The sequence below is a fragment of the Mesorhizobium sp. LjRoot246 genome (genome assembly GCF_964254115.1).
Lineage (GTDB): Bacteria > Pseudomonadota > Alphaproteobacteria > Rhizobiales > Rhizobiaceae > Mesorhizobium.
In genome coordinates, this window is record NZ_CAXUSN020000001.1 from 159559 (window position 1) to 184212 (window position 24654).

Sequence of the window (24654 nt, forward strand, 5' to 3'; positions counted from 1 at the left end):
AGCAGCCCCCACCCCGACGCTACGCGTCGACCCTCCTCACAAGGGGGAAGGTAAGGGAAATCACCGTCCGCCGATGACGCCGATATAGTCCGACACCCAGCGGTAGTAGGGCACGCACTGGTCGTTCTGGGTGGCGCATTTCGACACCGGCGTCTTCCAGAACTTGATCTTGTCGAAGTTCTCATAGCCGTTGGTCTTGCAGCCTTCGTCGGTCAGCAACTCGTTGCCCTTGCAGGCGGCGGGCACGACCGGCAGCGAACCGAACCATGCCGAGACATCGCCCTGCACCTTCGGCGACAGCGAATGTTCCATCCACATATAGGCGCAGTTGGGGTTGGCCGAGTCGGCTTCCATCATCGTGGTGTCGGCCCAACCGGTGGCGCCCTCCTCCGGAATGGTGGAAGCGACCGGCTTCTTGGCGGCGACCAGCGTGTTGACCTGATACGGCCACGAACCGGAAGCGACGACGCCTTCATTCTGGAAATCGTCGACCTGGATGGCGGCGTCATGCCAGTAGCGGCCAACCAGCGTGCGCTGGACGCGCAGCAATTCGAGCGCCGCCTTGTACTGGTCCTCGTTCAGTTCGTAGGGATCCTTGATGCCGAGTTCCGGCTTGTGGAACATCAGATAGTTGGCGGCGTCGGCAATGTGGATCGGTCCGTCATAGGCCTGGACGCGGCCCTTGTTGGACTTGTCGTCCGGCAGCTTCATTTCCTCGAAGACAACGTTCCAGCTCTTGGGAGCCTCCTTGAACACGTCTGTATTGTACATCAGGACGTTGGGACCCCACTGGTAGGGAACGCCGTAATGGGCGCCGCCAACGGTGAACCACGGTGCATCCTTGAGGCGCTCGTCGACCGTCTTCCAGCTCGGGATGAGATCGGTGTTGATCGGCTGCACGCGCTTGCCGGCGACGAGGCGCAGCGAGGCATCGCCTGAAGCGGTGACGAGGTCGAAGCCGCCCTCATTCATCAGCGAGACCATCTCGTCGGAGGTGTTGGCGGTCTTGACGTTGACCTTGCAGCCGGTCTCCTTCTCGAAGGAGGTCACCCAGTCATAGCCCTTGTCGGTTTCGCCGCGCTCGATGTAGCCCGGCCAGGCCACGATGTTGACCTGGCCTTCGCCCTTGCCCAGTTCCTTGACCTGGGCGACGGCCTGACCGGAGAAGGTCAGCGCGACCGTCAGTGCAGTGCATGACTTCAGGAATGAATTCATTGTCGATCTCCCATTTAGGCGCCTGACCCCCGAAAGCCGGTTTCGGCCTTCGCCGGGGTCACGCGCGGACTGAAAACTGTCAGTTCGTCCGTTGGGCTTGATGTCGCTCTGATGGCGGCTTTGGTCCCTGAACCGAAAAGTGCTTGGAAAATTCCGGTTTCGCAAATTCATTTATCAGAAGGGCGATATCGGTTTTTCCGATGGATCGACTATCGACTTCTCAAGGACGCTGACGGACCGTCCGCTGCGACTGGGCAAGGCCGATGAAATCGCGCGCCGCCTGCGGCAGGCCGGAGCCGCGCCGCCAGACCATGCCGACCTGCACCACCGGCAAGGAGCCGGAAATATCGCGCGACTCGATGCGGTCGCCTTCCAGTGACCAGGGTCGGTAGACGAGATCGGGCAGCAGCGCCACGCCGGCGCCGGTGGCGACCAGACTGCGCACGGCCTCCACGGAACGGGTGCGGAAGGCGACATGCGGCCTGGCGCCGATTGCCGTCAGCAGCTTGCCGGTGTTTTCCTCGATCTCGTCGACGGTCAGCATGATCAGCGTTTCGGAGGCAATGTCGCCAATGCTGATGATGTCGGCGCCGACGAGCGGATGGCCGAGCGGCAGCCACAGCCGGTAGGCCGAGACTTCGAGGATTTCCGACTGCAACGCGGTGCGATCGCGCAGATTGGAGGTGACCATGACGGCAATGTCGAGCTTGCCGCCGATCAAGAGATGTTCGAGGTAGTCGCCATTGTCCTCGATGGCCGAGACCTCGACGCCGGGATAGGCGCGGCGGTAACGGGCAAGCAGATCCGACAGCACATAGCCGGCGACCAGCGAGGTGACGCCGAGTTGCAGCCGGCCACCCACCACCGCCTGTTCGCCGGAGAAAGAGCGGCGTGCATCGGAAACGTCGGCAAGGATTTTCGTCGCATGGCGGAGGAACTGGTGGCCCTTATGGGTGATGTTCAACCCGCGCGGATGGCGTTCGAACAGTTCGACGCCGAGATCGCTTTCAAGTTCCTTGATCGCCTCGGTGACCGACGATTGCGAAATGGAGAGATTTTGCGCCGCGCCCGACACCGTGCCTTGCTCGGCCACGGCGATGAAGAACTGCAACTGGCGGATGGTGAAGGCCATAGCCGAACTAAACACCGGCGCGGAAGCGAAGGAAAGCCGGCCGCAGAGCTTATCCCATGACCGCAGAACCGGCGCTCAGCCGAACAGCAGCTTGATGCGCCGCCAGCATGCGGGGCCATAGCGCAGCGCAAGCATGAATGCAGCCTCCAGAGCCACGACGATGACAATGATGTGCAAACCCACCGTGAACGAGTCCCGGCCGCTGCCACGCATCAGATAGCCGGTGACCAGAAAGCCGGTGTTCCAGAGCGTGGCGCCGACCAGTGTCGCCGCGGCGAAAGGCAAGGCAGGAAGACAGAGCGCGCCGGCCGCAATCGGCAGGTAATTGCGCACCGTCGGGATGAACTGCGCCAGCAGCGACACCCGGACGTGATGGCGACGATAGGCCTGGCCGAGCTTGTGATAGGTCGCGTGGCGCAGGCAGACATATCTGCCGAAACGTTCGATCAGCCTGTCGGCACGATCAGGTCCAATCCGCCGGCCCACCGTATACCAGACAAGACAGCCGGAGGTGGCGGCAAGCGTCGTCACCAGGAGCAGGATCAGCAATGCCGTAGCATTCGGTACCGCGGTCATGCCGAGGAACAGCAGCAGCACGTGCGAGGGCGGGATTGGCAGGATCTTTTCGGTGAAGGCAAGGCAGAAGACGCCCAACAGACCGAAGCCGAGGATTGTCGCCAGCGGGCCTGTCACGCGAAACGCCATGATGAGGCCAACCCCGAACGGCGCCACGGTTCATCCCTTGAGAAAAAGCAAAGCATCATTTGCAGGCAACCTCATCCTGGATCCAAGGCTTCGATCGGGCGGCGCGGCACTTGCTGCTGTCAGCGTCGGACCCGAAATCTGTTGCATATGTCGGGTCCGACGCCTTGACGCCGGCATGCGAGGCGAATCGCGCACCGACTGGTTCTGTTTGCCGCGAATGGATTGCGTGGACATTACGCCTCGGCGAGGACGAAGCGTATTCGACATCCGCCACATATCGTACGGGTGGCACCTTCGCGGGCGCCTGCGCCCGGCCGCTCGTGTTTGGTTCAGAACCCGGCTTCCTCGCCGGCGATGCTGAGCCGTGCACCAGCCTGGGCAAGAGCGGCGGCGATGTCGTGCGGCGGCGAGCGGTCGGTGGCGAGTTCGGAGAAACTGTCGAAGCCGCAGACCTGGACCAGACCAAGGCGGCCGAACTTCGAGTGATCGGTGATGACGAGAGAACGCTGGCCGCGCGACAGCACCATGCGGGCAAACTCGGCCTCTTCCAGATCATAGTCCATGACACCCATCACCGCATCGATGGCGCCGGTGGAGATGATGGCGTGGCTGACCGAGAAGCGGCTGACGAAGTCGATGGCCGAGGCGCCGAAGGCAGCGCCGGAATCGCTGCGCAGCTCGCCGCCGGCCATATAGACTTTGTTGCCGTTGATGGTTGCCAGCGTGCGGGCGATATCCGACGAGTTGGTGACGACCGTCAGGCGCCGGTGGCCGAGCAGTTCACGGGCAAGGAACGAGGTCGTCGTGCCGGTGTCGAGCATGATCGATTCACCGTCGCGTATGGTGGCGGCGACCATGCGGGCAATGACGCGCTTGGCGTCGGCATTCTCACGCATGCGCCGTTCGAACGGCGCTTCGCCGATCATCGACGGCAGGCCGATCGCGCCATGCATCTTGAGGACGGAACCATCGCCGGTGAGCGGCTTGACGTCGCGGCGCACGGTCTCGAGCGACACGCCGAGCCGGTCGGCCAGACTGGCGATGGTGACGGTCCCCTCTTCCTGCACTAGCCGCAGGATCTCGCCGTGTCGTTTAGACTGGGCCATCTGGCTCCCCGGAGATAACGCTTTGACCGATTCTAAGGTAATTCACACGCTTTTAAAGGAATTACCCGTGTTTTCGGGCAAAATACCCAAAAAAAGTCACAGCTTTTTGTTGACAACCGGGCAACCCTGGCGTGAAATCCAAAGCGTGACAGGGTTGGAGCAGCCATTAGGAGCGCAGAGCCGCAACTCACTGACCAGGCAGTTTTGACCGTGTCTGGTGCAAGGAATTTTCAGATCCGCGGGGGCGGATGCCGGGGATCCAAAACCTGGCCAAGGGGCTCGTCGGTGCGGTGCGGGATACCGATCCTGGCATCCCGCACCGACGAGATTTTTTGCGTTCTCCCCGCTGTCATCGCGTTATTCATGGCGCCTTGTCGAAGTCCAGCAAACCAGGGATGATTCCATGACCGCCGAGGATCGCATCCGCGCCCTGCCCTGCTGGACCGGCGGCATCGAGATTGCGCCGCTGCCGGGTGGTCTCAGCAACGCCAACTATGTGGTCAAGGACGCCGCCGGAAGGCATGTCGTGCGCTTCGGCAAGGACTATCCGTTCCACCATGTCTTTCGCGAGCGCGAGGTGATGACCGCGCGGGCGGCGCATGCCGCCGGTTTTGCGCCAGCCGTCCTCCATGCCGAACCGGGCATCCTGGTGACGGAGTTCCTTGGCGCCAAGACCTATCTCGCCGAGGACGTGCGCGCCAATCTCGGCCGCGTCGCGGCCCTGATGCGCGCCTTCCATCGGGAGATGCCCAGTCACGTCTCCGGCGCCGGCTTCATGTTCTGGGTGTTCCATGTCATTCGCGACTATGCGCGCACGCTTGAAGAGGGCGGCAGCCGCAAGCGCAACGACTTGCCGCGCCTGCTGACGCTGGCCGACGAGCTGGAGCGCGCGCAGAAACTGCTGCCTATCGTCTTTGGCCACAATGATCTATTGCCGGCTAACATTCTCGACGACGGCAACAGGCTGTGGCTGATCGACTTCGAATATGCCGGCTTCAACACGGCGATGTTCGACCTTGCCGGCGTCGCCTCCAACGCCGGCATGAGCGACGAGGAATCCTTCGCCTTCCTGACCGCCTATTTCATGAAGGAGCCGGACGATGCGATCCGCCGCTCGCACGCGGCCATGCAATGCGCCTCGCTGCTGCGCGAGGCGATGTGGAGCATGGTGTCCGAACTCTATCTCGACGCGCCCGGCATCGACTACGTCGCCTACACCGAAGAAAACCTGACGCGGCTCGACGCTGCGCTGGAAAACTACCGGACAAAATACGGGATACAGAAATCATGACATTGCCTAGCCAGGCCGCCATCGTCGTCATCGGCGGCGGCATCATCGGCTGTTCGACGGCCTATCATCTGGCACGCGACCACAAGGCCGATGTCGTTCTGCTCGAACAAGGCAAGCTGACCTCGGGCTCGACCTGGCATGCCGCCGGCCTTGTCGGCCAGCTGCGCTCGTCGGCTTCGATCACCCGCGTGCTGAAATACTCCGTCGACCTCTACAAGGGGCTGGAGGCCGAGACCGGCCTTGCCACCGGCTGGAAGATGACCGGCTGCCTCAGGCTCGCCACCAATGCCGACCGCTGGACAGAGTACAAAAGGCTGGCGACGACGGCGAAAAGCTTCGGCATGGACATGCAGTTGCTGTCGCCGGCGGAGGTCAAGGCGATGTGGCCGCTGCTGGAGACCGGCGACCTCGTCGGCGCCTCCTGGCTGCCGACCGACGGCCAGGCGAGCCCCTCCGACATCACGCAGTCATTGGCCAAGGGCGCGCGCATGCATGGCGCCAGACTGTTCGAGGATGTGCGCGTCACCGGCTTCGAGATGAAGGACGGCCGCATCACGGCGGTGAAGACCAGCAAGGGCGACATCGCTTGCGACAAGGTGGTCAACTGCGCCGGGCAGTGGGCGCGGCAGGTCGGGGCCATGGCCGGTATCAATGTGCCGCTGCAGCCGGTGAAGCACCAGTACATCATCACAGAGAAGGTCGACGGGCTGGCGACCGACGCGCCGACCATCCGCGACCCGGACCGGCGCACCTATTTCAAGGAAGAGGTCGGCGGGTTGGTGATGGGCGGCTACGAACCGAACCCACAGGCCTGGACGACCCATCTTCCCGGGGGCGATGTGCCTGACGACTGGGAGTTCCGGCTGTTCGACGACGACTACGACCATTTCGAGCAGCACATGATGCAGGCGATAGCACGCGTGCCGGCGCTCGAAACCGTCGGCGTCAAGCAGATGATCAACGGGCCGGAGAGCTTTACGCCGGACGGCAATTTCATCCTCGGCACGGCGCCCGAATGCGCCAACATGTTCGTCGGCGCCGGCTTCAACGCCTTCGGTATCGCCTCGGGCGGCGGCGCCGGCTGGGTGCTGGCGCAGTGGGTGGTCGACGGCGAAGCGCCGCTCGACCTGTGGGTGGTCGACATCAGGCGCTTTTCCAATTTGCATAGCGACCGGCAATGGGTCTGCGACCGCACGCTGGAGGCCTACGGCAAGCACTATACGATCGGCTTTCCGCACGAAGAGTATGCCAGCGGGCGGCCTCGCATCGTCTCGCCGCTCTACGAGAGGCTGAAACAGCAGCGCGCCGTGTTCGGCTCGAAGCTCGGCTGGGAGCGGCCGAACTGGTTCGCGCCCGAGGGGGTCGAACCACGGGACATCTATTCGATGGGGCGGCAGAACTGGTTCGCGGCGGTCGGCGACGAACACCGGCATGTGCGCGAGCATGTCGGCATCTTCGATCAATCGTCTTTCGCCAAATACGAGCTGACCGGGCCGGATGCGCTGAAGGCGCTGGACTGGATCTGCGCCAACGACGTCAGCAAGGCGGTCGGCCGGCTGACCTACACCCAGCTTCTCAACACGCGCGGCGGCATCGAGGCGGATCTCACCGTGGCGCGGCTGGGTGAGGAGAAGTTCTACATCGTTACCGGCACCGGCTTCCGCACACATGATTTTTCATGGATCAGCGACCATGTCGGCGAAGGACTCGATACCAGGCTTGTCGATGTCACCGAGGATTTCGGCACGCTGTCGCTCATGGGGCCGCGCGCGCGCGATGTGCTGGCCGGCGTGACGGATGCGGACGTGTCGAATGCCGGCTTTCCGTTCGGCCATGTGCGCGAGATTGCCATCGCCGGCCACACGGTTCGGGCGCTGCGGGTCACCTATGTCGGCGAACTCGGCTGGGAACTGCATGTGCCGATCGCGGCCACTGGCGAAGTCTTCGACGCGCTGATGGCGGCGGGCAAGGAGCATGACATTCGCCCGGTCGGCTATCGGGCGCTGGAATCGCTGCGGCTGGAAAAAGGCTATCGCGCCTGGGGCTCCGACATTACCCCCAACGACACGCCGCAGGAGGCCGGGCTCGGCTGGGCGGTCAAGCTGCGCAAGAACACGGATTTCCTCGGACGGCGCGCGATCGAGAAGACCAGCGGCACAGCGCAGAAGAAACGCTTTGCCGGCTTCACAGTCGATGATTGCGAGATCGTTCTGCTCGGCCGCGAGACGATCCTGCGCAATGGCGAGCCCGTCGGTTATCTCACTAGCGGCGGCTACGGCTACACGCTGGGCAAGAATATCGGCTATGGCTATGTGCGCAACGCCGATGGGGTGAGCGACGATCTCCTCGCCTCGGGCGACTATGAACTGGTGGTCGCGATGGAGAGGACACCAGCGAAAATCCATCTGGAGCCGATGTACGACCCGGCAGGCGCCAGAGTCAAAGCGTAGATCAGATCACCCGCAAAGCGAGACCGCGGCTGGGCACGGTGTCGGCCTCGCCCGGCATCGAGACATAAGGGCGCGTTTCCTCGACGCGGATGACGACGCCTTGCGCCTCAAGCTCGGCGATGCGCGCGGCAAAACCGGCATCCCACAGCGTGTTCTTGACCGTCAGCACGATCACCCCGCCCGGCCGACAGATGCGGATCAGCTCGTCCAATCCCTCGACGCCGACATGGCCCGATGTGAAGACGCCGGCCGAGATCACCCCGGCATAGGCATCATCGGCAAAGGGCAGATGACCGCCGAGGGCCAGGCAATGCAGCGCCGAATAGACGCCCTTGCGGGCCGCCTGGTCCAGCATGCCTTGTGAAATATCGAGCGCCTCGACTTGCGGATAACCGGCAATATCAAGCCATTCGCCGATGAGCCCAGTGCCCGCCCCGGCATCGAGCAGCGGTGCGGCACCACGCGGCAGATGGCGGGCCAGCAGCGCAAGGCAGATCGTTGGATGGCGATATCCGGCCGCCGACATGTCGGCGTCATAGGTCTGCGACCAGCTGTCATAGAGTGCCGCGACTTCCTCCGGCCGCTTCGCCGCGTAGGCAGCGCCAAGCGCGCCTTGATGTTTGCTGTCCACCACTTTTATCCTGTCCGCCAATCCTAGAGCCTTTCAAGGATGATAGCCAAAGCGCGAAAATTGTGGAACCGTTGCCGTGACAAATAACAGCGTGGGGGCGCAGGCATGGTGACGGACGAGGCGCGTGCTGCATTGGACGCCATTCCCATGCTGGCCGGCTACACCGGGCCGCTGGAACGGCTCGGCGGCCTCACCAACCTCGTCTTCAAGGCCGGCGACTTCTGCCTGCGCATTCCCGGCAAGGGCACCGAGGAGTACATCGACCGCGCCAACGAAGCGGTGGCCGCGCGCGAAGCGGCAAAGGCCGGGGTCAGTCCCGAGGTGCTGCATGTCGATCCGGGTATCGGGGTGATGGTGACGCGCTTCATCGCCGGCGCCGAGACGATGTCGCCGGAAAAATTCCGGACACGGCCGGGCAGCCCGGCCCGAGCCGGCGAAGCCTTCCGCAAGTTGCACAATTCAGGCGCGGTGTTTCCTTTCCGCTTCGAATTGTTCGCGATGATCGACGACTATCTCAAGGTGCTGTCGACCAGGGATGTCGCCCTGCCCGCCGGCTATCATGACGTCGTGCGCGAGGCGGAAACCGTGCGCTCGGCGCTTGCCGCCCATCCGCTGCCGCTCGTTGCCTGCCACTGCGATCCGCTGTGCGAGAATTTTCTCGATACAGGCGAGCGGATGTGGATCGTCGACTGGGAATATTCGGGCATGAACGATCCGCTCTGGGACCTTGGCGACCTCAGCGTGGAAGGCAAATTCGACACGGCGCAGGACGAAGAGATGATGCGCCCCTATTTCGGCGGCGAGGCGAGGCCGGCGGAGCGCGGCCGCATCGTCATCTACAAGGCGATGTGCGACCTGTTGTGGACGCTGTGGGGGCTGATCCAGCTCGCCAATAACAACCCGGTCGACGACTTTCGCGCCTATGCCGATGGGCGATTCGCGCGCTGCAAGGCACTGATGGAGACGCCGGAGTTTTCACGGCATCTGGCGGCTATACGTCAGGGCTGAGCTTGGACTAATTCACGCCCTTCGGCACGTTTTCCGGCGGCACCGTGGTCTCGACCACTTTCTGGCGGTGGAAGATGAACAGACCGGCCAGAACGACGATGCCCGAGCCGATCAGGATGCGCGGGCCGGGAACGTCGCCGAAGAACGCCAGCCCGAACACCACGGCCCACAGCAGCAGCGTGTAGTGCAGCGGCGCCAGCGTCGAGGCCGGCGCCAGCTTGAGCGCCCTGGTGATCATCAGATGCGCGCCGCAGGAGACGATGCCGAGCAGCAGCATGGCACCAAAATCGAGCGCCGACGGGGTCTGCCAGGCGCCGATGGTCAGCACCCCGCCGACCAGCAGCGTGCCGATGGTCTGCCATGTCACCAGATTGGTGTCGCTGGTGCCGCGCAGCCGCCGGTTGAGGATGATGGCGAAGGCGAAGGCAATGCTGCCGGCGAGCGCGAAGCCCGATGACAGCGAGAACGCCGCCGAGGACGGTTTCAGCATGATCAGAACGCCGCAGAAGCCGAGCAGGATAGCCATCCAACGGCGCCAGCCGACCTTTTCGCCGAGCAACAGGTGCGAGAGTGCCGCGACATAGATCGGCCCGGCCATGTAGAAACTCATCACATCGGCGAGCGGCAGATACACGACGGCGGCATAGAAGAGCGCGGTGTCGAGCGTGGTCATCACCACGCGAAGCAACTGCAGCTCGAGGCGTTCCATGCGAAACAGCTTGGCGGTGCCCTGATGGGCGATCATAGGGCCAAGCACGAAGAAGGCGCCGATAGAGCGGATCAGCACGACCTGGCCGACGGAGAAGCTGGCGACCAGCCATTTGCCCATGGCGTCGTTCAGCGCAAACAGGAAGTCGCCGGCCAGCATCAGCAGAATGCCGGCCAGAAGCACGTTCCTGATCGTCGAATTCTGCGCCACGGGCTGCGTCATGCCGGTCCCGATTCCTCCCCCTTGTAAGCCGCGTCGTAGACGGAAGCGGCGGCTTTGACGAGGAGAATTCGGGCAATGGGTAAGACCAGCGCCGGGAATCGGCTGTATCTAAGCGGATATGTGCCGCCGGTTCACCATTCCCGGCCTTCCATCGATGGACAGCCTGGTCTCCTGCTTCGTCCGCTCCGCCACCACCTTGCCCCTGGCGATGACGCACAGGCGCTCGGCGCGCAGGCGCAGGGCCTCGACCGGATTGCCGGCATCGAGGACAACAAGGCTGGCGCGCTTGCCGACCGCCAGGCCGAGATGATCGAGCCCCATGATCGCGGCATTGACGTTGGTGACCATGTCAAAGCAGCGCGCCATCTCGGCTGGGCTCGACATTTGCGCTACGTGCAGGCCCATGAAGGCGACGTCGAGCATGTCGGCGGTGCCCAGCGAATACCAGGGATCGAGCACGCAATCCTGGCCCCAGCCGACGCGAATGCCGAGCGCCAGCATCTCCTTGACCCGAGTCATACCCCGGCGCTTCGGGAAGGTGTCGTGGCGGCCCTGCAGCATGATGTTGATCAACGGGTTGGGGATGGCCGAGACACCGGCTTCGGCGATCAGTGGCAGCAGCTTCGAGACATAGTAATTGTCCATCGAATGCATCGAGGTGAGGTGCGAGCCGGCGACCTTGCCGTGCAGCCCGAGGCGCTGCGTCTCATAGGCAAGCTGTTCGATATGACGCGACAGCGGATCATCGGTCTCGTCGCAATGCAGGTCGACCATCAGGCCGCGTCTGGCCGCGATCTCGCACAGCTCCGTTACCGAGCGCGTGCCGTCGGCCATGGTGCGTTCGAAATGCGGGATGCCGCCGACGATGTCGACACCCAAATCGAGCGCGCGGATGGTGTTTTCACGGGCCGTCGGCGAGCGATAGAACCCGTCCTGCGGGAAGGCGACCAGTTGCAGATCGATGTAGGGGGCGACTGTCTTCTTGACCTCGAGCAACGCCTCGACCGCCAGCAGACGATCGTCGCAGACATCGACATGGGTGCGGATGGCGAGCAGGCCCATCGACACAGCCCAGTCGCAATAGGCAAGCGCGCGGTCGCGCACCGCTTCATGCGTCAAGAGCGGCTTCAGTTCGCCCCACAGCGAAATGCCTTCGAGCAGCGTGCCCGACGCGTTGATGCGCGGAATGCCCAGGGAGAGCGTCGCGTCCATGTGGAAATGCGGATCGACGAAGGGCGCCGAGACCAGATTGCCGCTGGCGTCAACCTCGGTTCGCGCCGAACCTTGCAGAGTGGGCTCGATCGCCGCGATGGTCTCGCCGCTGATGCCGATGTCGGCGACCCTGCCATCAGGCAGTGTGCCGCCGCGAACGATAAGATCGAAATCCATCTGTCTTCATCCCGTCAAAAGAATCATCTGAAGTGGCCGCGGCTTCCCTTCTCCCCTTGTGGGAGAAGGTGGCCGAGCGAAGCTCGGCCGGATGAGGGGTGCTCCAGCTTGGCAATGACGACGATCTGTCACCCACCCCTCAACCGTCTCGGCGCTGCGCGCCGATCCACCTTCTCCCACAAGGGGAGAAGGGGAAGTGCGCGTCACTCCGGCACGTGCCTCACCGCACCCTTGGCCGCGCTGGTGGCCATGGCGGCATAGGCGCGCAAGGCGGTCGTCACCTTGCGCTTGCGCTTTTCCTCGGGCTTCCAGGCCAAGGCGCCCTTGGCCTCCATCGCCGCCCGGCGGGCAGCGATTTCCGCGTCATCGACAGCGAGGCGAATGCTGCGGTTCGGGATGTCGATCTCGATCGTATCGCCTTCCCTGACCAAGCCGATCAAACCGCCTTCAGCGGCTTCCGGCGACGCATGGCCGATCGACAGACCCGACGTGCCGCCGGAGAAGCGGCCGTCGGTGACCAGCGCGCAGGCCTTGCCGAGGCCCTTCGACTTCAGATAGCTGGTCGGATAGAGCATCTCCTGCATGCCGGGGCCGCCGCGCGGTCCTTCATAGCGGATGACGACGACATCACCGGCCTTGATCTCGTTGGAGAGGATCGCCTTGACGCTGGCGTCCTGGCTTTCGAACACGCGCGCGGGGCCGGTGAATTTCAGGATCGACTCGTCGACGCCCGCCGTCTTCACGATGCAGCCGTCGAGTGCCAGATTGCCTTTCAGCACGGCAAGGCCGCCGTCCTTGGAAAAGGGATGTTCAGCCGAGCGGATGACGCCTTTCTCGCGGTCGAGATCGAGTTCGTCCCAGCGGCGATCCTGGCTGAAGGCGACCTGCGTCGGCACGCCGCCGGGTGCGGCGAGGAAGAAGTCGCGCACGCTCTGGCTAGTCGAACGCGAAACATCCCAATGATCGAGCGCTTCGCCGAGTGTTGACGTATGGACCGTTGGAAGGTCACGGTTGATCAGGCCGGCATTGTCGAGCTGGCCGAGGATGGCCATGATACCGCCGGCGCGGTGGACGTCTTCCATGTGTACGTCCGCCTTAGCGGGAGCCACCTTGCACAGCACCGGCACCTTGCGCGACAGCGCGTCGATGTCGTCCTGATCGAAGTCGATCTCGCCCTCATGCGCGGCGGCCAGGATGTGCAGCACGGTGTTGGTCGAACCGCCCATGGCGATGTCGAGCGTCATGGCGTTCTCGAAGGCGCCCTTCGAGGCGATGTTGCGCGGCAGCGCCGTCTCGTCATCCTGCTCGTAGTAACGCTGGGCGAGATCGACGATCAGATGGCCGGCCTCGACGAAAAGCCGCTTGCGGTCGGCGTGCGTGGCCAGCGTCGAGCCGTTGCCGGGCAGCGACAGGCCAAGCGCCTCGGTCAAACAGTTCATCGAATTGGCGGTGAACATGCCCGAGCAGGAGCCGCAGGTCGGGCAGGCCGAGCGCTCGATGACCTTGACGTCCTCGTCGGAAACCTTGTCGTCGGCGGCCGCGACCATGGCGTCGACCAGGTCGAGCGCCTGCGTCTTGCCAGCGAGCACCACCTTGCCGGCCTCCATCGGACCGCCGGAGACGAAGACCGTCGGGATATTGAGGCGCAGCGAGGCCATCAGCATGCCGGGCGTGATCTTGTCGCAATTGGAGATGCAGACCATGGCGTCGGCGCAATGGGCGTTGACCATGTATTCGACGGAATCGGCGATCAGCTCGCGTGACGGCAGCGAATAGAGCATGCCGTCATGTCCCATTGCGATGCCGTCGTCGACGGCGATGGTGTTGAATTCCTTGGCGACGCCGCCGGCCTTCTCGATCTCGCGCGCCACCAGCTGGCCGAGGTCCTTCAGATGGACATGGCCCGGCACGAACTGGGTGAAGGAGTTGACCACCGCGATGATCGGCTTGCCGAAATCGCTGTCCTTCATGCCGGTGGCGCGCCAGAGGCCGCGGGCGCCGGCCATGTTGCGGCCATGGGTGGTGGTGCGGGAGCGATAGGCAGGCATGTTTTTTCCTTGGTGGCTGGCCGCAGCCCGAAGCTGGCGCGGCGAAGCTGAATTCGGACCGCAGGCCTTATAGACGCGCAAGCATGGTCTGGCCACAATTTTGCAATGCGCCAGATTCTACGCGAAAGCGAGATTCCTTGAAAAAACTGCGGGCTACTGTCGGATTGTGGGCCGCATGGCCGTCCTTGGGCGAGCGGCAAGGGAATGGCACCATTCCCGGAGGCAGCCGTTTCACCGCAACAGCAACCGAAACAGCCCCGAGGAGCACGACATGCAAAAGATCACCACCTGCCTTTGGTTCGATGGCCAGGCCGAAGAGGCCATGAATTTCTATATCTCCATCTTCAAGAATTCGAAGGTGCTGAGCGTTCTGCGTTGGCCCAAGGGTCACGCCGATGAAGGCAAAGTGCTGATGACCACATTCGAGCTCGACGGCGTGCCGTTCCAGGCGCTCAACGGCGGACCGCAATTCAAGTTCAACGAAGCGATGTCACAGTCGATCGACTGCAAGACGCAGGAAGAGGTCGATTATTTCTGGGAGAGGCTCACGGAAGGCGGCGAGCCCGGCGTCTGCAGCTGGCTGAAAGACAAGTTCGGCGTCTCCTGGCAGGTCGTGCCGGAGCAATTGCCGAAATTGCTTCTGGATCCAGACAGGGCCAAGGCCGGCCGGGTCATGTCGGCGATGATGAAGATGGGCAAGATCGACGTGGCCAAGATCGAAGAAGCGGCGAAGGGGTGAGAAGCGGTCCGCGTAGCGGACGAAAAGCCAATTGCTTGGCTTTTCGAGCTTCGAACGGTGAAGACCCGGTCCGCCTTCGGGCGGATCAAAAGGTCCAGTGGACGTTTTGAAGGGGCTGAACGCCCGAAGGGCTGGGAGCCTGCGACGGGCTGGGGACATTGGAGTCTATTAGTCCCCAGGTCGGCGCTGCCCCTCATCCGCCCTTCGGGCACCTTCTCCCCGTGAACGGGGAGAAGGAAAAATCAGCGCCTATGCCGCTCTGTCGCGGACCTGATAATCCTTGATCGTGGCGAAGCGGATCGCCTTCCAGCGTTCGGCTTCGTAGTTCAGCGAGAAGGCGTGCTGGGCCAAAAACACCGGGTCGTTGTCGAGATCGCGGGCGATGTCGCCGCGATGCGCCTCGATGAAGCGGTGTACCTCGGCCTTGTCGTCGGCCGATATCCAGCGGCAGACGGAAAACCGCGACATCTCGAATTCGACCGGCAGCGTGTATTCGAAGTTCAGCCGTTCCTTCAGTACGTCGAGCTGCAGCGCGCCAACGACGCCGACGATGGCCGGCGAGCCGTCCTCTGGCGAAAACAGCTGCACGACGCCTTCCTCGGCCATCTGGTGCAGCGCTTCCTTGAGCTTCTTGGCTTTCATCGCGTCGCCCAAGCGGACGCGGCGCAGGATTTCCGGCGCGAAATTCGGCACGCCGCGAAACAGGATCTCCTCGCCCTCGGTCAGCGTGTCGCCGATACGCAGCGTGCCGTGGTTGGGAATGCCTACGACATCGCCGGCAAACGCCTCGTCGGCGGTGACGCGGGTGCGGGCGAAGAAGAACTGCGGTGCCGACAGCGACATCGGCTTTCCCGTGCGCACCAGCTTGGCCTTCATGCCGCGCTCGAGCTTGCCGGAGCAGACGCGCACGAAAGCGATGCGGTCGCGATGGTTGGGGTCCATGTTGGCCTGGATCTTGAAGACGAAGGACGTCATCTTCTCCTCGGTCGCCTCGACCTTGCGGGTGTCGGCCTCCTGCGCGCGCGGCGGCGGTCCAAAGGCGCCGAGGGCCTCGATCAGGTCGCGGACGCCATAGTTGCGCAGTGCCGAGCCGAAATAGACCGGCGTCAGATGACCCTCACGAAAAGCGTCGATGTCGAGCGGCCGGCAAGCCTCTCGCGCGAGCTCCAGCTCCTCGATGAACGCCTCGCGTTCGTTCTCCGGCAGCAGGCCGGCAACGCGGTTGGAATCGGGACCGTTGACGGGGGTGCGTTCCTTCTCGTCGTCGCCCTTGCGCACGGCGTTCAGCGCCAGATGGTAGGTGCCGGAAAAGGTCCTTCCCCGGCCGATCGGCCAGGTGATGGGTGCCGTGTCCAGCGCCAGCTTCTGCTCGATCTCGTCCAAAATCTCGAACGGGTCGCGGCTTTCGCGGTCCATCTTGTTGACGAAGGTGATGATCGGGATGTCGCGCAGCCGGCAGACCTCGAACAGTTTCAGCGTGCGCGGCTCGATGCCCTTGGCGGCGTCGATGACCATGACGGCCGAGTCGACCGCCGACAGCGTGCGGTAGGTGTCGTCGGCGAAGTCCTCGTGTCCGGGCGTGTCGAGCAGGTTGAAGACATTGTCCTCATACTCGAAGGTCATCACCGAGGTGACGACCGAAATGCCGCGCTCACGCTCGATCTTCATCCAGTCGGACCGCGTCTGGATCCTGTCTTTCTTAGCCTTGACCTCGCCGGCAAGCTGGATGGCGCCGCCGAACAGCAGCAGCTTTTCGGTGAGCGTGGTCTTGCCGGCGTCCGGGTGCGCGATGATCGCGAAGGTGCGGCGGCGCGCCACTTCTTCTTCTATTGCTTCGGGCATTCTCTGGGATTTCCGTGTGACAGGCCGGGCTTCTAGCAGCGCAGTGCCGGGCTGTCGACCGGTCCGGCGGCGCGGATGCCCGCCGGGTGCCGCGGCGGGCTCAGGCCAACTCGCTCCTGCGGCTCGCCAGAGCGAGCTCCGGAAGCCAGCCAGCGATGGCGCTGCCGATCGCGTCGGCATGATCCTCCTGCAGATAGTGCGCGCCGGGGCCGAGATTGACGAGGCGGCAGTTCTTCAACCTGGCGGCGAATTCGCTTGCGGCCAGCGGCGAAACAAGCGCACCGGGATCGCCCGTGAACAGCAGTTTCGGATAGGTGGAAAGCCGCAGCGCCCGATGGTCGTGTTCACTGAGGGCAGCGACATCGGCAGGCTGGCCCTCGATCGGTATTTCCCGGGGCAGGCGCAGCACCGGCTTGCGCGATTGCGGTGTCGGGAATGGTGCCCGGTAGGCCGCCATCTCCTCGTCGCTCATTGTGCGCAACACAGAGGCCGGCAGCACTTTCTCGACGAAGACATTGTCTTCCAGAACCAGCTTTTCGCCAACGCCGGGCGTGCGTAGCGCCTTGAACAGCTCCCGGGCTTGCGGGCGCAGGTGAAAATCCTCCCAGCGCTCGAAGGGCCGGATGAATTCCATGAAGGCGAGGCCGAGAATGTTGCGCGGCCGTCGCGCCGCGAGATGGAAGGCCAGTGCCGTGCCCCAGTCCTGTGCGACCACCACCATAGCGCTGATGTCGAGCGTTTCGAGAAACGCGTCGAGATAGCGGACATGATCGAAGAAGCGATAGTCGATATCTGGCTTGCCGGACTGGCCGTAGCCGATCAGGTCCGGCGCGATGCAGCGGCCGAGCGGCGCGACATGCGGGATGATGTTGCGCCAGATGTAGGATGAGGTCGGGTTGCCGTGCAGGAACAGCACGGTCGGGCCGGCCGCTCCGGCCTCGACATACGATATGGTCGAATCGAGCACGGCGATTTCCTCGCGCCGCAATGCGGCGGAGCTAGCTTTGGGCTTGTCGGTGTTCAAACTCATTGGTCGGCTCCTTTGCAAAGACTGTGCTGAAGATGATTCTCTTGAAACGCTCGAGCGGTGCGGGGCCGCGCTCGACCTTCATGCGCAGCATGGCGCCTTGCCACGACGACAGCAGGAAGTCGGCGAGGTCCTCGGCGTCGAACGCCCGGGTGATGTCGCCGGCCGCCTGGCCTTCGGCGATGCAGGCCGCGAATGGCTGGCGCCAGCGCTCGAAGATGGCGACGAGTTGCAGGCGCAGCGGCTCGCTGTGCACAGCCGTCTCGAGGCTGAGATTGCCGATCATGCAGCCACGCGCCCAATCATGCGCTTCGAGCTTCGAAGTGATGACGTCGAGGTACCGGCGCAGCCTGCCGATGGGCGGCGTGCCGTCTTGCGCAAGGGCTGCTTCGACCAGGCCACTGACATAGGCGAAGTAGCGGTCCAGCACCTCGCCGGCGAATTCCTCCTTGGAGGCGAAATGGTTGGTGAACGAGCCCGGCCTGGCGTCGGCCGCGGCAACGATGTCGCGCACACCGGCGGCGGAATAACCTGAATTCCAGATGGTCCGGAAGCCGGCGTCGAGAAGTTTTTCGCGGAGTGAGTGCCTAGCCATTGCGATATAATACGTACGTACGTATTATTGTCAAGTGGCGTATTTCGATCTGCATGGCGTTGGCAAGCGGCAACTGGAATGAGCGTCCCTCGGGGATCAACGAGAGCAGAAGGAGCAGGCATGCGCGCCGCGAAACAAGTGATCGTCATCGGCGCGGTATCAGCGGAGCCTCCATCGCGACGGCTTTCCATCGGCCGCGCCGAGGGCATGGACGGCGTCTACGTCGCCGTCATGCATTCAAGCATCACGCTGGCGCCGGCCGTCGGCCTGTTCGCCACAAGGGAAATTCTCGGCGGCGAGCGCGACCCGCTGCTTGCGCCCTATGGATTGTCGCGCTTCGCTCAATAGCCTGGCGGACGACGAAAGCCGCCGGTGAGCGGTTCGATCGCCTTGGCAATGCCGAGCAACCGCGATTCCGACCAGCGCCTGCCGACCAGTTGCAGGCCGATCGGCAGGCTGGCGCTGTCCAGTCCGCACGGCATCGAAAGCGCTGGGTGGCCGCTGTAATTGAAGACGGCGCCACATGCCGGCAGCATCCAATAGCTTTGCTGCTTGCCATCGACCTCGATCGGCGTGCCCGGCTCGCAATGCGGGAAAGCCGTGGTCATGGCGACCGGAGAGAGCAGCGCGTCCCAGGTCTCGAAAAACCGGTCCCAAGCGAGAATGGACCTGTCGCGGCTGGCGAGCGCCTCGAACCAACGCGATACCGGCGTCGGTTCCTGTGGCGGTTCCGGCTGGGCGGCCTCCATCATCATGCCGATCAGCGCGCCGCCTTGCTCAAGATCGTCATGCAGATCGAGCTTTGGCAGTTTTGCTTCCTCGACGATCGCGCCTGCCGATTGCAGCCGCCTTGCGAGATTTTCAACCGCGGCGCTGATCTCGCTGGCTACCGGAAACCCGGGAAAGAACGGCGCGAAGGCGACGCGCAATGTCTTGAGGTCGAGCCTTGGAATGTCTTCGACCGGCACGGAAGCAAGATCGGTGTCGCTTCCGTCGGGACCGGCGATGATTCGATAGATCAGCGACAAATCTTCCACGCTGCGCGCCAGCGGCCCGAGGCAGGACATCAGCCGGACGCTGCGCGCAGCATCGCCTGGGTTCGGGAAGGCGCCGGCTAGCGAGACACGGTGTTCCGTCGGCTTCAACCCATAAACCCCGCAGAAACTGGCCGGCAGGCGGATCGAATCCTGCATGTCGGTGCCGACATCGAACGGCGTCATCCCCGAGCAAAGCGCCGCCGCCGCGCCGCCGCTGGAACCGCCCGCCGTGCGCTGGAGATTCCAGGGATTGCTGGTGCGGCCGAACAGTGGATTGTTCGATTGCCAGTCCGACAGCATGGTCGCGACATTGGTCTTGGCCGTCAGCACGCCGCCGGCTGCCTTCAGCCGCGCGACGACTGGGCTGTCCTGCCGCGCGACATAGTCGGCGAAGGGCGGAAAGCCGACCGTGGTCTTCATGCCAGAGGTGTCGTGCGTATCCTTCAGCGTGAAGGGGACGCCGTGCAGCGGCCCAGGTGCTTCGCCGCGCGCCAATGCCGCGTCGGCCTCTTTGGCTTGGCTGTGAGCCCCTTCCTTGTCGAGCGAAATGACGGCGTTGACGGCCTCGTTGTGCGCATCGATCTGCGCCAGATGCGCATCGAGCGCCTCCACGGCCGAGATTTCCCGCGCGGCGATGGCGGCGGCCAGTTCGACGGTTGAGGAGAAGGCGATGTCCATGAGGAATGCTCCGGCTTGGCCGCGCGTGTCCGTGAAGATGGCGGACAGCGGTGCGACTTCAAGCGGAGTTGAGCATTCGAGGATTGGCCGTGCTTGATCGGAATTGTGCCGATAGTCTGTTGAGGTTGGTGTTCTACGGCGCCCCCCTCTGGCCTGCCGGCCATCTCCCCCTCAAGTGGGGAGATTGGCAGCTTCGCCGACCGTGCGTTCTTGCAACATTGAAGATTGGCGAAAGCCGTGACGCGATCCAATCTCCCCACCTGAGGGGGAGATGTCCGGCAGGACAGAGGGGGGCGCTCGCCCGCGACTTTGCGGCATTTGCGATCCGGCGAAGGACTACCCGACCAGCGCCAGCTTTGCCCCCGCCGGAGCAAAGGGACGAATGGCCATGCCATCGTCGGTGATCGTCACAAAACTCGATGGCGGGATCGCCTGCCAGTCGCCGCCTTCGCGATCGAAAGGTTCGGAAACGATGCAGCGGCCGCCGCCCTTGCGCAGTATCGAAGTGTAAAGCGTCGGGGCATGGGCGTCTGTGGCATAGCGCACGGCATGCAGCGCCTGCCCGTCGGAGAAGGCAGCGGTGAGTTTCAGCGCCGGCTCGAGACCGGCGCGGCGCGAGGCTTCGAGCACGCGGCTGGTGGCGCGGGAGACGGCGCCTTGCGGATCGGTGACCAATCCTTCGTCGATCATCAGCAGGAAAAACAGTTCGGAATCGGTGGTGCCTTCACGCTGGTCAAAGACGGTGTCGGACAGCGAGTTCTCCAGCGCGCGGCGGATTTTCTCGAAGCCGCCGATCTGGCCGTTGTGCATGAACGACCAGGAACCTGAAATGAACGGATGGCAGTTCATGCGGCTGGTGGCACCGCCGGTGGAGGCCCGCACATGGGCGAGGAACAAGCCGGATTTGATCTGCCGGCACAGACTTTTCAGATTGGGATCCGACCAGGCCGGCAGGATATCGCGATAGAGGCCGGGTTCCGGGCGGTCGCCATACCAGGCAAGGCCGAAACCGTCGCCATTGGTCGGCGATTTCGCTTCCTGGGCGCAATGGCTCTGGGCGATCAGCGAGTGACAGGGCGCGGTGAGGATGTCTTCGAGAAAGACCGCTTCACCGAGATAGGCCGCCCACCGGCACATCGCTTCTGTCGTCCTCTAGCCGCGATCCATAAGAGCCTCAGGCTCCTTGATCGCATGTGTGCCTCTGTTGTGCGTCCGCTCGTAAAGCTCGCGAACGATTCGGCTGGCGGTAGTTTCAAACAGAAATGGCAAGAAAGCGTGAACAATCGCGGCGCAAGCGGCCAGCAGTAGCCGCGACGAGAACCAGGCGGCAAAAGCCATATGGCTGAAATAGGTTTCGCCGACCTTGGCCGGATGAGAGGTGAAAATCCTTGCGACCGACATGCTGGTTCCCCTTCAGCGCTTGAAGTTCCTGATATGAGTATCCTGACACGCTTTGCCGGTTCATCGGTCTCAAAATGTCCTTGCATTTTGCTGATTCTTGGGACAAACATCCCACGTGGTACTCCAAATCGACGAAGTCGACCGAAAATTGCTGGCCGAATTGCAACGCGACGGCACGCTGTCGGTCGATCAGCTGTCGGAAAGGGTGGCGCTTTCGCGCAATGCCTGCTGGCGCCGGGTGAAGCGGCTGGAGGAAGATGGCGTCATCACCGGCCGGGTGGCGCTGGTCGATGCCGAAAAGCTCGGGCTTGGCCTTTCCGTCTTCATCCTGATCCGCACGTCCAACCACGATCCGGACTGGCTGCAGAAATTCCGGGCGGCGGTGACCGGCTTTCCCGAGATCACCGGCGTCTACCGCATGTCCGGCGACCTCGACTACGTCTTGCGCGCCCGCGTCGCCGACGTGAAGGCCTATGACCGGCTCTACCAGCGGCTGATCGCCAAGGTGGCGCTGTCTGACGTTTCCGCGTCGTTCGTGATGGAGGAGATCAAGGAGACGACGGTCGTTCCTATGGAACTGCGTTAGTATGCGGCGTACCGGGACGCTGTCAGCCGCCAACATCTCGTCATTTCCGGGCCAATCATCTCAGACGTTCGAGATTAACCAAAGCCTCCCCGCCTTCGTCATGTATGGACGGCCCCCTGTTGGCAAGGTGCAATTGGCATATTCGGCAGATAGTCTGGAGCGGTCATGTATTCGGCCTTTTGATGCGGTCGAATTTGGACCGCTGGCCCTCAAGGGTTACGCGGATCGGGTTCCAATCATCCACACGCGCTCTTGTATCGCGATGACGAAGGCGGAGTGTCCCGACCCAGGTCCTGACCATTTTGCCGTGCTGCCTTTTGCTCCTTACGCTGTTAAGGGCCTTGCTTTGCGGTTTATGCCGCAGCCGGTGCCCTGTATTCCTGTCCCGAGTTCAGCATTGCCCAGATGATGCGGGCGGTCTTGGCTGCCTGGGCGACGACGGCGACCTTGACCGGCCGCCTGGCCAGCAGGCCGCGTATCCAGGGCGAGCCTCTGTCGGGCTTGGCCCTGACCTGCCGCAACCAGGAACTGGCGCCGAGAATGAGCAGCCTTCGCAAGCCGCCATCGCCGGCGCGGCTGATATGGCCTGTCAATCTGTGCTTGCCGCCGGTGTCGTGGTTCTTGCGGGTCAGGCCGACCCAGGCGGCGAAGTCCCTGGCCGAGGCGAACTGGCGGCCATCGCCGATGGCGGCGATCGTCGCATGCGCGATGATCGGGCCGACGCTCGGGATCGTCATCAGCCGCAAGGCCGCCCGCTGCTGCCTGACCTGAGCCAGGATCTGCTTGTCCAGCTTGCCGATCTCGCCATCCAGCGCCCGCCATTGCCCGGCCAGCGGCAGCAGGCAGATCAACAACGCCGCGGGGATGGCTTCATCGGCCGTTTCGATGAGCTGCAGCAGGCCCTCGATGCCCGCCGCCCCCTTGGCGTTCGCGAGACCCATTTCGTAGAGATGGCCGCGAATGGCATTGGCCAGCTGCGTGCGTTGGCGTACCAGAAGGTCACGCGCACGATGCAGCGCGCGGGCATATTGCTGTTCGACCGTCTTGATCGGCACGAAGCGCATGTCGGGCCGGCTCACCGCCTCGCAACAGGCTTGCGCATCGCGGGTATCGTTCTTGTTGCGCTTGACGTAGGGCTTCACATAGGTCGGCGGCATCAGCTTGACCTGATGGCCGAGCGCGCTGAGCGTGCGGCCCCAATGATGGGCCGAACCGCAGGCCTCCATGCCGATCAGCGCCGGCGGCTGCGCGGCAAAAAACTTCACCACCTGCGCGCGGCGCAATTGGCGCTGCACGACCACTCGCTCGGTCGCATCCACCCCGTGCACCTGGAACACATTCTTGGCCAAATCGATTCCAAATCTGATAACTTGCATGACGGACGGTCTCCTTCCGCTGGGTTCAACACGACCAGTTTGGCACATTCGATGCCGCAAGGGGCCGTCCACCCATCATCCACGGGCGGAGCAGGAGCGAAGCTCCGTTGCGGAGAACCCGTAGATGACGAAGTGATCGATGTTTCTGCCAATCGCCAAGGCATGCGGTTCGTCCATGTAGCGATCTATTAAAACTTCGAAACCGGGTCACAGTGCCGCCCAAAAGAAAGCCGTTGATAGCATTGCGGTCGAGTTGACCGAATCGCCGTTCGCGCCGATAGGATCGATTTTATGCGCGCAGCCCTTCAAACCCCTTCCGTCATCGGTCCGACCGTCGGCTTCGTCAGGTTGCCGCACGGGGAAGGACTTCCCCTTCCCGCCTATGAAAGCACCGGTGCGGCCGGCATGGATCTGCGCGCCGCCGTGCCCGAAGATCGGCCGCTGCTGATCCTTCCGGGAAAGCGCGCTTTGGTGCCGACCGGGCTGATCCTGGAGATTCCGGAAGGCATGGAAGGTCAGGTGCGGCCGCGCTCGGGCCTCGCCTTCAAACATGGCCTAACTGTCCTCAACACGCCCGGCACCATCGACAGCGACTACCGCGGCGAGGTGAAGGTGCTGCTGGTCAATCTCGGCGACGAGGATTTTGCGGTAACGCGCGGCATGCGCATTGCCCAGATCGTCTTCGCCGCAGTGACGCAGGCGGTCGTGGAAGAGCGCAGCCTGGCCGGCGGAACGGCGCGCGGCGCGGGTGGGTTCGGATCGACCGGCACAGCCTGATGTCCGGGGTCCTACCCAAACTTGTTATTTTCGACTGCGACGGCATTCTGGTCGACACCGAGAACTTGGCCAATCGACGCCTTGCCGAATGGCTGACCGCTGCCGGCTACCCGACGAGCTTCGAATATTGCCGCAAGAATTTCTCCGGCCGCAGCATGGCGTCGGTGCAAAAACAGATCGAAGAGGAGACCAGCGTCAGGCTCGGCGCTGATTTTGTCGATCGCTGGAATGCCGGCCTGCCGGATCTGTTCGCCCATGGCGTCGAGGCCATCCCTTACGTGCGCGAGTTCGTCGAAGCCGTGCGTGCAGCCGGCATCGCCTATTGCGTCGCCACCTCGGCCCGGGTGTCGAAAATGCACATCACGCTTGGCCAGACCGGGCTGTTGCCACTGTTCGAACATGCGATGTTTTCTTCGACCATGGTCGCGCGCGGCAAGCCGTTTCCCGACCTGTTCCTGCATGCGGCCAAGACGATGGGCTTCGCGCCCGCCGACTGCATCGTCATCGAGGACAGTGTCGCCGGTACGCAGGCCGGCATCGCCGCCGGCATGCGGGTGTTTTCCTATCATGCCGATCCCTATTCCGACCGCGACGGCCTGGTCCAGGCCGGCGGCATCCTGTTCGACGACATGCGCGAACTGGCCGGGCTGGTGCCGATCCACTGATCTGATCTCAGCCCGCGGCTGTACG

22 protein-coding genes and 1 pseudogene are annotated in these 24654 nt (G+C 63.4%); 8 read left to right on the forward strand and 15 right to left on the reverse strand.

Going from position 1 to position 24654, the window contains the following annotated elements:
* Positions 1 to 60: 60 nt before the first annotated feature.
* From ACSQ3L_RS00745 to ACSQ3L_RS00760, 4 genes are all read right to left on the reverse strand, one after another.
* Positions 61 to 1215, reverse strand: coding sequence for an ABC transporter substrate-binding protein (locus ACSQ3L_RS00745; RefSeq protein ID WP_436158194.1), 1155 nt, complete (start codon positions 1213 to 1215; stop codon positions 61 to 63).
* A 220-nt stretch (positions 1216 to 1435) separates the two neighbouring features.
* Positions 1436 to 2347 carry a LysR substrate-binding domain-containing protein gene (locus ACSQ3L_RS00750; RefSeq protein WP_436158195.1) on the reverse strand — a complete coding sequence of 304 codons (912 nt, stop codon included), beginning with the start codon at positions 2345 to 2347 and terminating at the stop codon, positions 1436 to 1438.
* Positions 2348 to 2422: 75 nt separating this feature from the next.
* On the reverse strand, positions 2423 to 3079 hold the full coding sequence (locus ACSQ3L_RS00755) for a DedA family protein (RefSeq protein ID WP_436158196.1): 657 nt from the start codon (positions 3077 to 3079) through the stop codon (positions 2423 to 2425).
* A gap of 302 nt (positions 3080 to 3381) precedes the next feature.
* The gene (locus ACSQ3L_RS00760) at positions 3382 to 4158 is read right to left on the reverse strand and encodes a DeoR/GlpR family DNA-binding transcription regulator (protein ID WP_436158197.1); all 777 of its coding nucleotides are present in this window, start codon (positions 4156 to 4158) and stop codon (positions 3382 to 3384) included.
* Between the two features lie 403 nt (positions 4159 to 4561).
* On the opposite strand from ACSQ3L_RS00760, the gene ACSQ3L_RS00765 reads away from it, so the two are divergent.
* Together ACSQ3L_RS00765 and ACSQ3L_RS00770 are read left to right on the forward strand one after the other, a co-directional pair.
* On the forward strand, positions 4562 to 5449 hold the full coding sequence (locus tag ACSQ3L_RS00765; RefSeq protein WP_436158198.1) for a phosphotransferase: 888 nt from the start codon (positions 4562 to 4564) through the stop codon (positions 5447 to 5449).
* Positions 5446 to 7899, forward strand: coding sequence for a GcvT family protein (locus ACSQ3L_RS00770; protein ID WP_436158199.1), 2454 nt, complete (start codon positions 5446 to 5448; stop codon positions 7897 to 7899). Before ACSQ3L_RS00765 ends, ACSQ3L_RS00770 begins: the two co-directional genes overlap by 4 nt.
* 1 nt (position 7900) lies before the next feature.
* Here ACSQ3L_RS00770 and ACSQ3L_RS00775 read toward each other — a convergent pair whose 3' ends face one another.
* The gene (locus tag ACSQ3L_RS00775) at positions 7901 to 8533 is read right to left on the reverse strand and encodes a class I SAM-dependent DNA methyltransferase (protein ID WP_436158200.1); all 633 of its coding nucleotides are present in this window, start codon (positions 8531 to 8533) and stop codon (positions 7901 to 7903) included.
* A 102-nt stretch (positions 8534 to 8635) separates the two neighbouring features.
* Between ACSQ3L_RS00775 and ACSQ3L_RS00780 the strand changes: the two genes are divergently transcribed.
* The gene (locus tag ACSQ3L_RS00780) at positions 8636 to 9538 is read left to right on the forward strand and encodes a phosphotransferase (protein ID WP_436158201.1); all 903 of its coding nucleotides are present in this window, start codon (positions 8636 to 8638) and stop codon (positions 9536 to 9538) included.
* Between the two features lie 7 nt (positions 9539 to 9545).
* On the opposite strand, the gene ACSQ3L_RS00785 is transcribed toward ACSQ3L_RS00780, so the two are convergent.
* The 3 genes from ACSQ3L_RS00785 to ilvD all read right to left on the reverse strand — a co-directional run bounded on the left by ACSQ3L_RS00785 (position 9546) and on the right by ilvD (position 13906).
* On the reverse strand, positions 9546 to 10469 hold the full coding sequence (locus ACSQ3L_RS00785) for a DMT family transporter (RefSeq protein WP_436158202.1): 924 nt from the start codon (positions 10467 to 10469) through the stop codon (positions 9546 to 9548).
* Positions 10470 to 10577: 108 nt separating this feature from the next.
* Positions 10578 to 11858, reverse strand: coding sequence for an amidohydrolase family protein (locus tag ACSQ3L_RS00790; protein ID WP_436158203.1), 1281 nt, complete (start codon positions 11856 to 11858; stop codon positions 10578 to 10580).
* Between the two features lie 203 nt (positions 11859 to 12061).
* The gene (ilvD, locus tag ACSQ3L_RS00795) at positions 12062 to 13906 is read right to left on the reverse strand and encodes a dihydroxy-acid dehydratase (RefSeq protein WP_436158204.1); all 1845 of its coding nucleotides are present in this window, start codon (positions 13904 to 13906) and stop codon (positions 12062 to 12064) included.
* Between the two features lie 271 nt (positions 13907 to 14177).
* Here ilvD and ACSQ3L_RS00800 point away from each other — a divergent pair, with 271 nt between their 5' ends.
* Positions 14178 to 14645 (forward strand): VOC family protein, encoded by a 468-nt coding sequence (locus tag ACSQ3L_RS00800; protein WP_436158205.1) that lies wholly within the window; start codon positions 14178 to 14180, stop codon positions 14643 to 14645.
* Between the two features lie 249 nt (positions 14646 to 14894).
* On the opposite strand, the gene ACSQ3L_RS00805 is transcribed toward ACSQ3L_RS00800, so the two are convergent.
* The 3 genes from ACSQ3L_RS00805 to ACSQ3L_RS00815 form a co-directional block, all read right to left on the reverse strand.
* The gene (locus ACSQ3L_RS00805) at positions 14895 to 16487 is read right to left on the reverse strand and encodes a peptide chain release factor 3 (RefSeq protein WP_436158206.1); all 1593 of its coding nucleotides are present in this window, start codon (positions 16485 to 16487) and stop codon (positions 14895 to 14897) included.
* A 100-nt stretch (positions 16488 to 16587) separates the two neighbouring features.
* Entirely contained in the window at positions 16588 to 17517 is a 930-nt protein-coding gene (locus tag ACSQ3L_RS00810) for a haloalkane dehalogenase (RefSeq protein WP_436158207.1), read from the reverse strand.
* Positions 17486 to 18109 (reverse strand): TetR family transcriptional regulator C-terminal domain-containing protein, encoded by a 624-nt coding sequence (locus ACSQ3L_RS00815; RefSeq protein ID WP_436158208.1) that lies wholly within the window; start codon positions 18107 to 18109, stop codon positions 17486 to 17488. Before ACSQ3L_RS00815 ends, ACSQ3L_RS00810 begins: the two co-directional genes overlap by 32 nt.
* Before the next feature lie 189 nt (positions 18110 to 18298).
* Here ACSQ3L_RS00815 and ACSQ3L_RS00820 point away from each other — a divergent pair.
* A pseudogene (locus ACSQ3L_RS00820) lies at positions 18299 to 18457 on the forward strand (NAD(P)/FAD-dependent oxidoreductase); the annotation flags it as partial.
* Here ACSQ3L_RS00820 and ACSQ3L_RS00825 read toward each other — a convergent pair.
* From ACSQ3L_RS00825 to ACSQ3L_RS00835, 3 genes are all read right to left on the reverse strand, one after another.
* Positions 18451 to 19824, reverse strand: a complete 1374-nt coding sequence (locus tag ACSQ3L_RS00825; protein WP_436158209.1) for an amidase — start codon at positions 19822 to 19824, stop codon at positions 18451 to 18453. The pseudogene ACSQ3L_RS00820 and the gene ACSQ3L_RS00825 sit on opposite strands and share 7 nt — an antisense overlap.
* A 336-nt stretch (positions 19825 to 20160) precedes the next feature.
* Positions 20161 to 20961 carry a class II glutamine amidotransferase gene (locus ACSQ3L_RS00830; RefSeq protein WP_436158210.1) on the reverse strand — a complete coding sequence of 267 codons (801 nt, stop codon included), beginning with the start codon at positions 20959 to 20961 and terminating at the stop codon, positions 20161 to 20163.
* A 15-nt stretch (positions 20962 to 20976) separates the two neighbouring features.
* A complete protein-coding gene (locus ACSQ3L_RS00835) occupies positions 20977 to 21225 on the reverse strand; it encodes a DUF6356 family protein (RefSeq protein WP_436158211.1) in 249 nt (82 codons plus the stop codon).
* Between the two features lie 115 nt (positions 21226 to 21340).
* Here ACSQ3L_RS00835 and ACSQ3L_RS00840 point away from each other — a divergent pair, with 115 nt between their 5' ends.
* Positions 21341 to 21811, forward strand: coding sequence for an Lrp/AsnC family transcriptional regulator (locus tag ACSQ3L_RS00840; RefSeq protein ID WP_436158212.1), 471 nt, complete (start codon positions 21341 to 21343; stop codon positions 21809 to 21811).
* 353 nt (positions 21812 to 22164) lie between these two features.
* Here the strand turns inward: ACSQ3L_RS00840 and ACSQ3L_RS00845 are convergent, their stop codons facing one another.
* A complete protein-coding gene (locus ACSQ3L_RS00845) occupies positions 22165 to 23187 on the reverse strand; it encodes an IS110 family transposase (protein ID WP_436158213.1) in 1023 nt (340 codons plus the stop codon).
* Between the two features lie 291 nt (positions 23188 to 23478).
* Between ACSQ3L_RS00845 and dut the strand changes: the two genes are divergently transcribed.
* Both dut and ACSQ3L_RS00855 read left to right on the forward strand, forming a co-directional pair.
* Positions 23479 to 23964 (forward strand): dUTP diphosphatase, encoded by a 486-nt coding sequence (dut, locus tag ACSQ3L_RS00850; protein WP_436158214.1) that lies wholly within the window; start codon positions 23479 to 23481, stop codon positions 23962 to 23964.
* Positions 23964 to 24629 (forward strand): HAD family hydrolase, encoded by a 666-nt coding sequence (locus tag ACSQ3L_RS00855; protein ID WP_436158215.1) that lies wholly within the window; start codon positions 23964 to 23966, stop codon positions 24627 to 24629. The genes dut and ACSQ3L_RS00855 overlap by 1 nt, the downstream gene beginning before the upstream one ends.
* Positions 24630 to 24654: the final 25 nt, after the last annotated feature.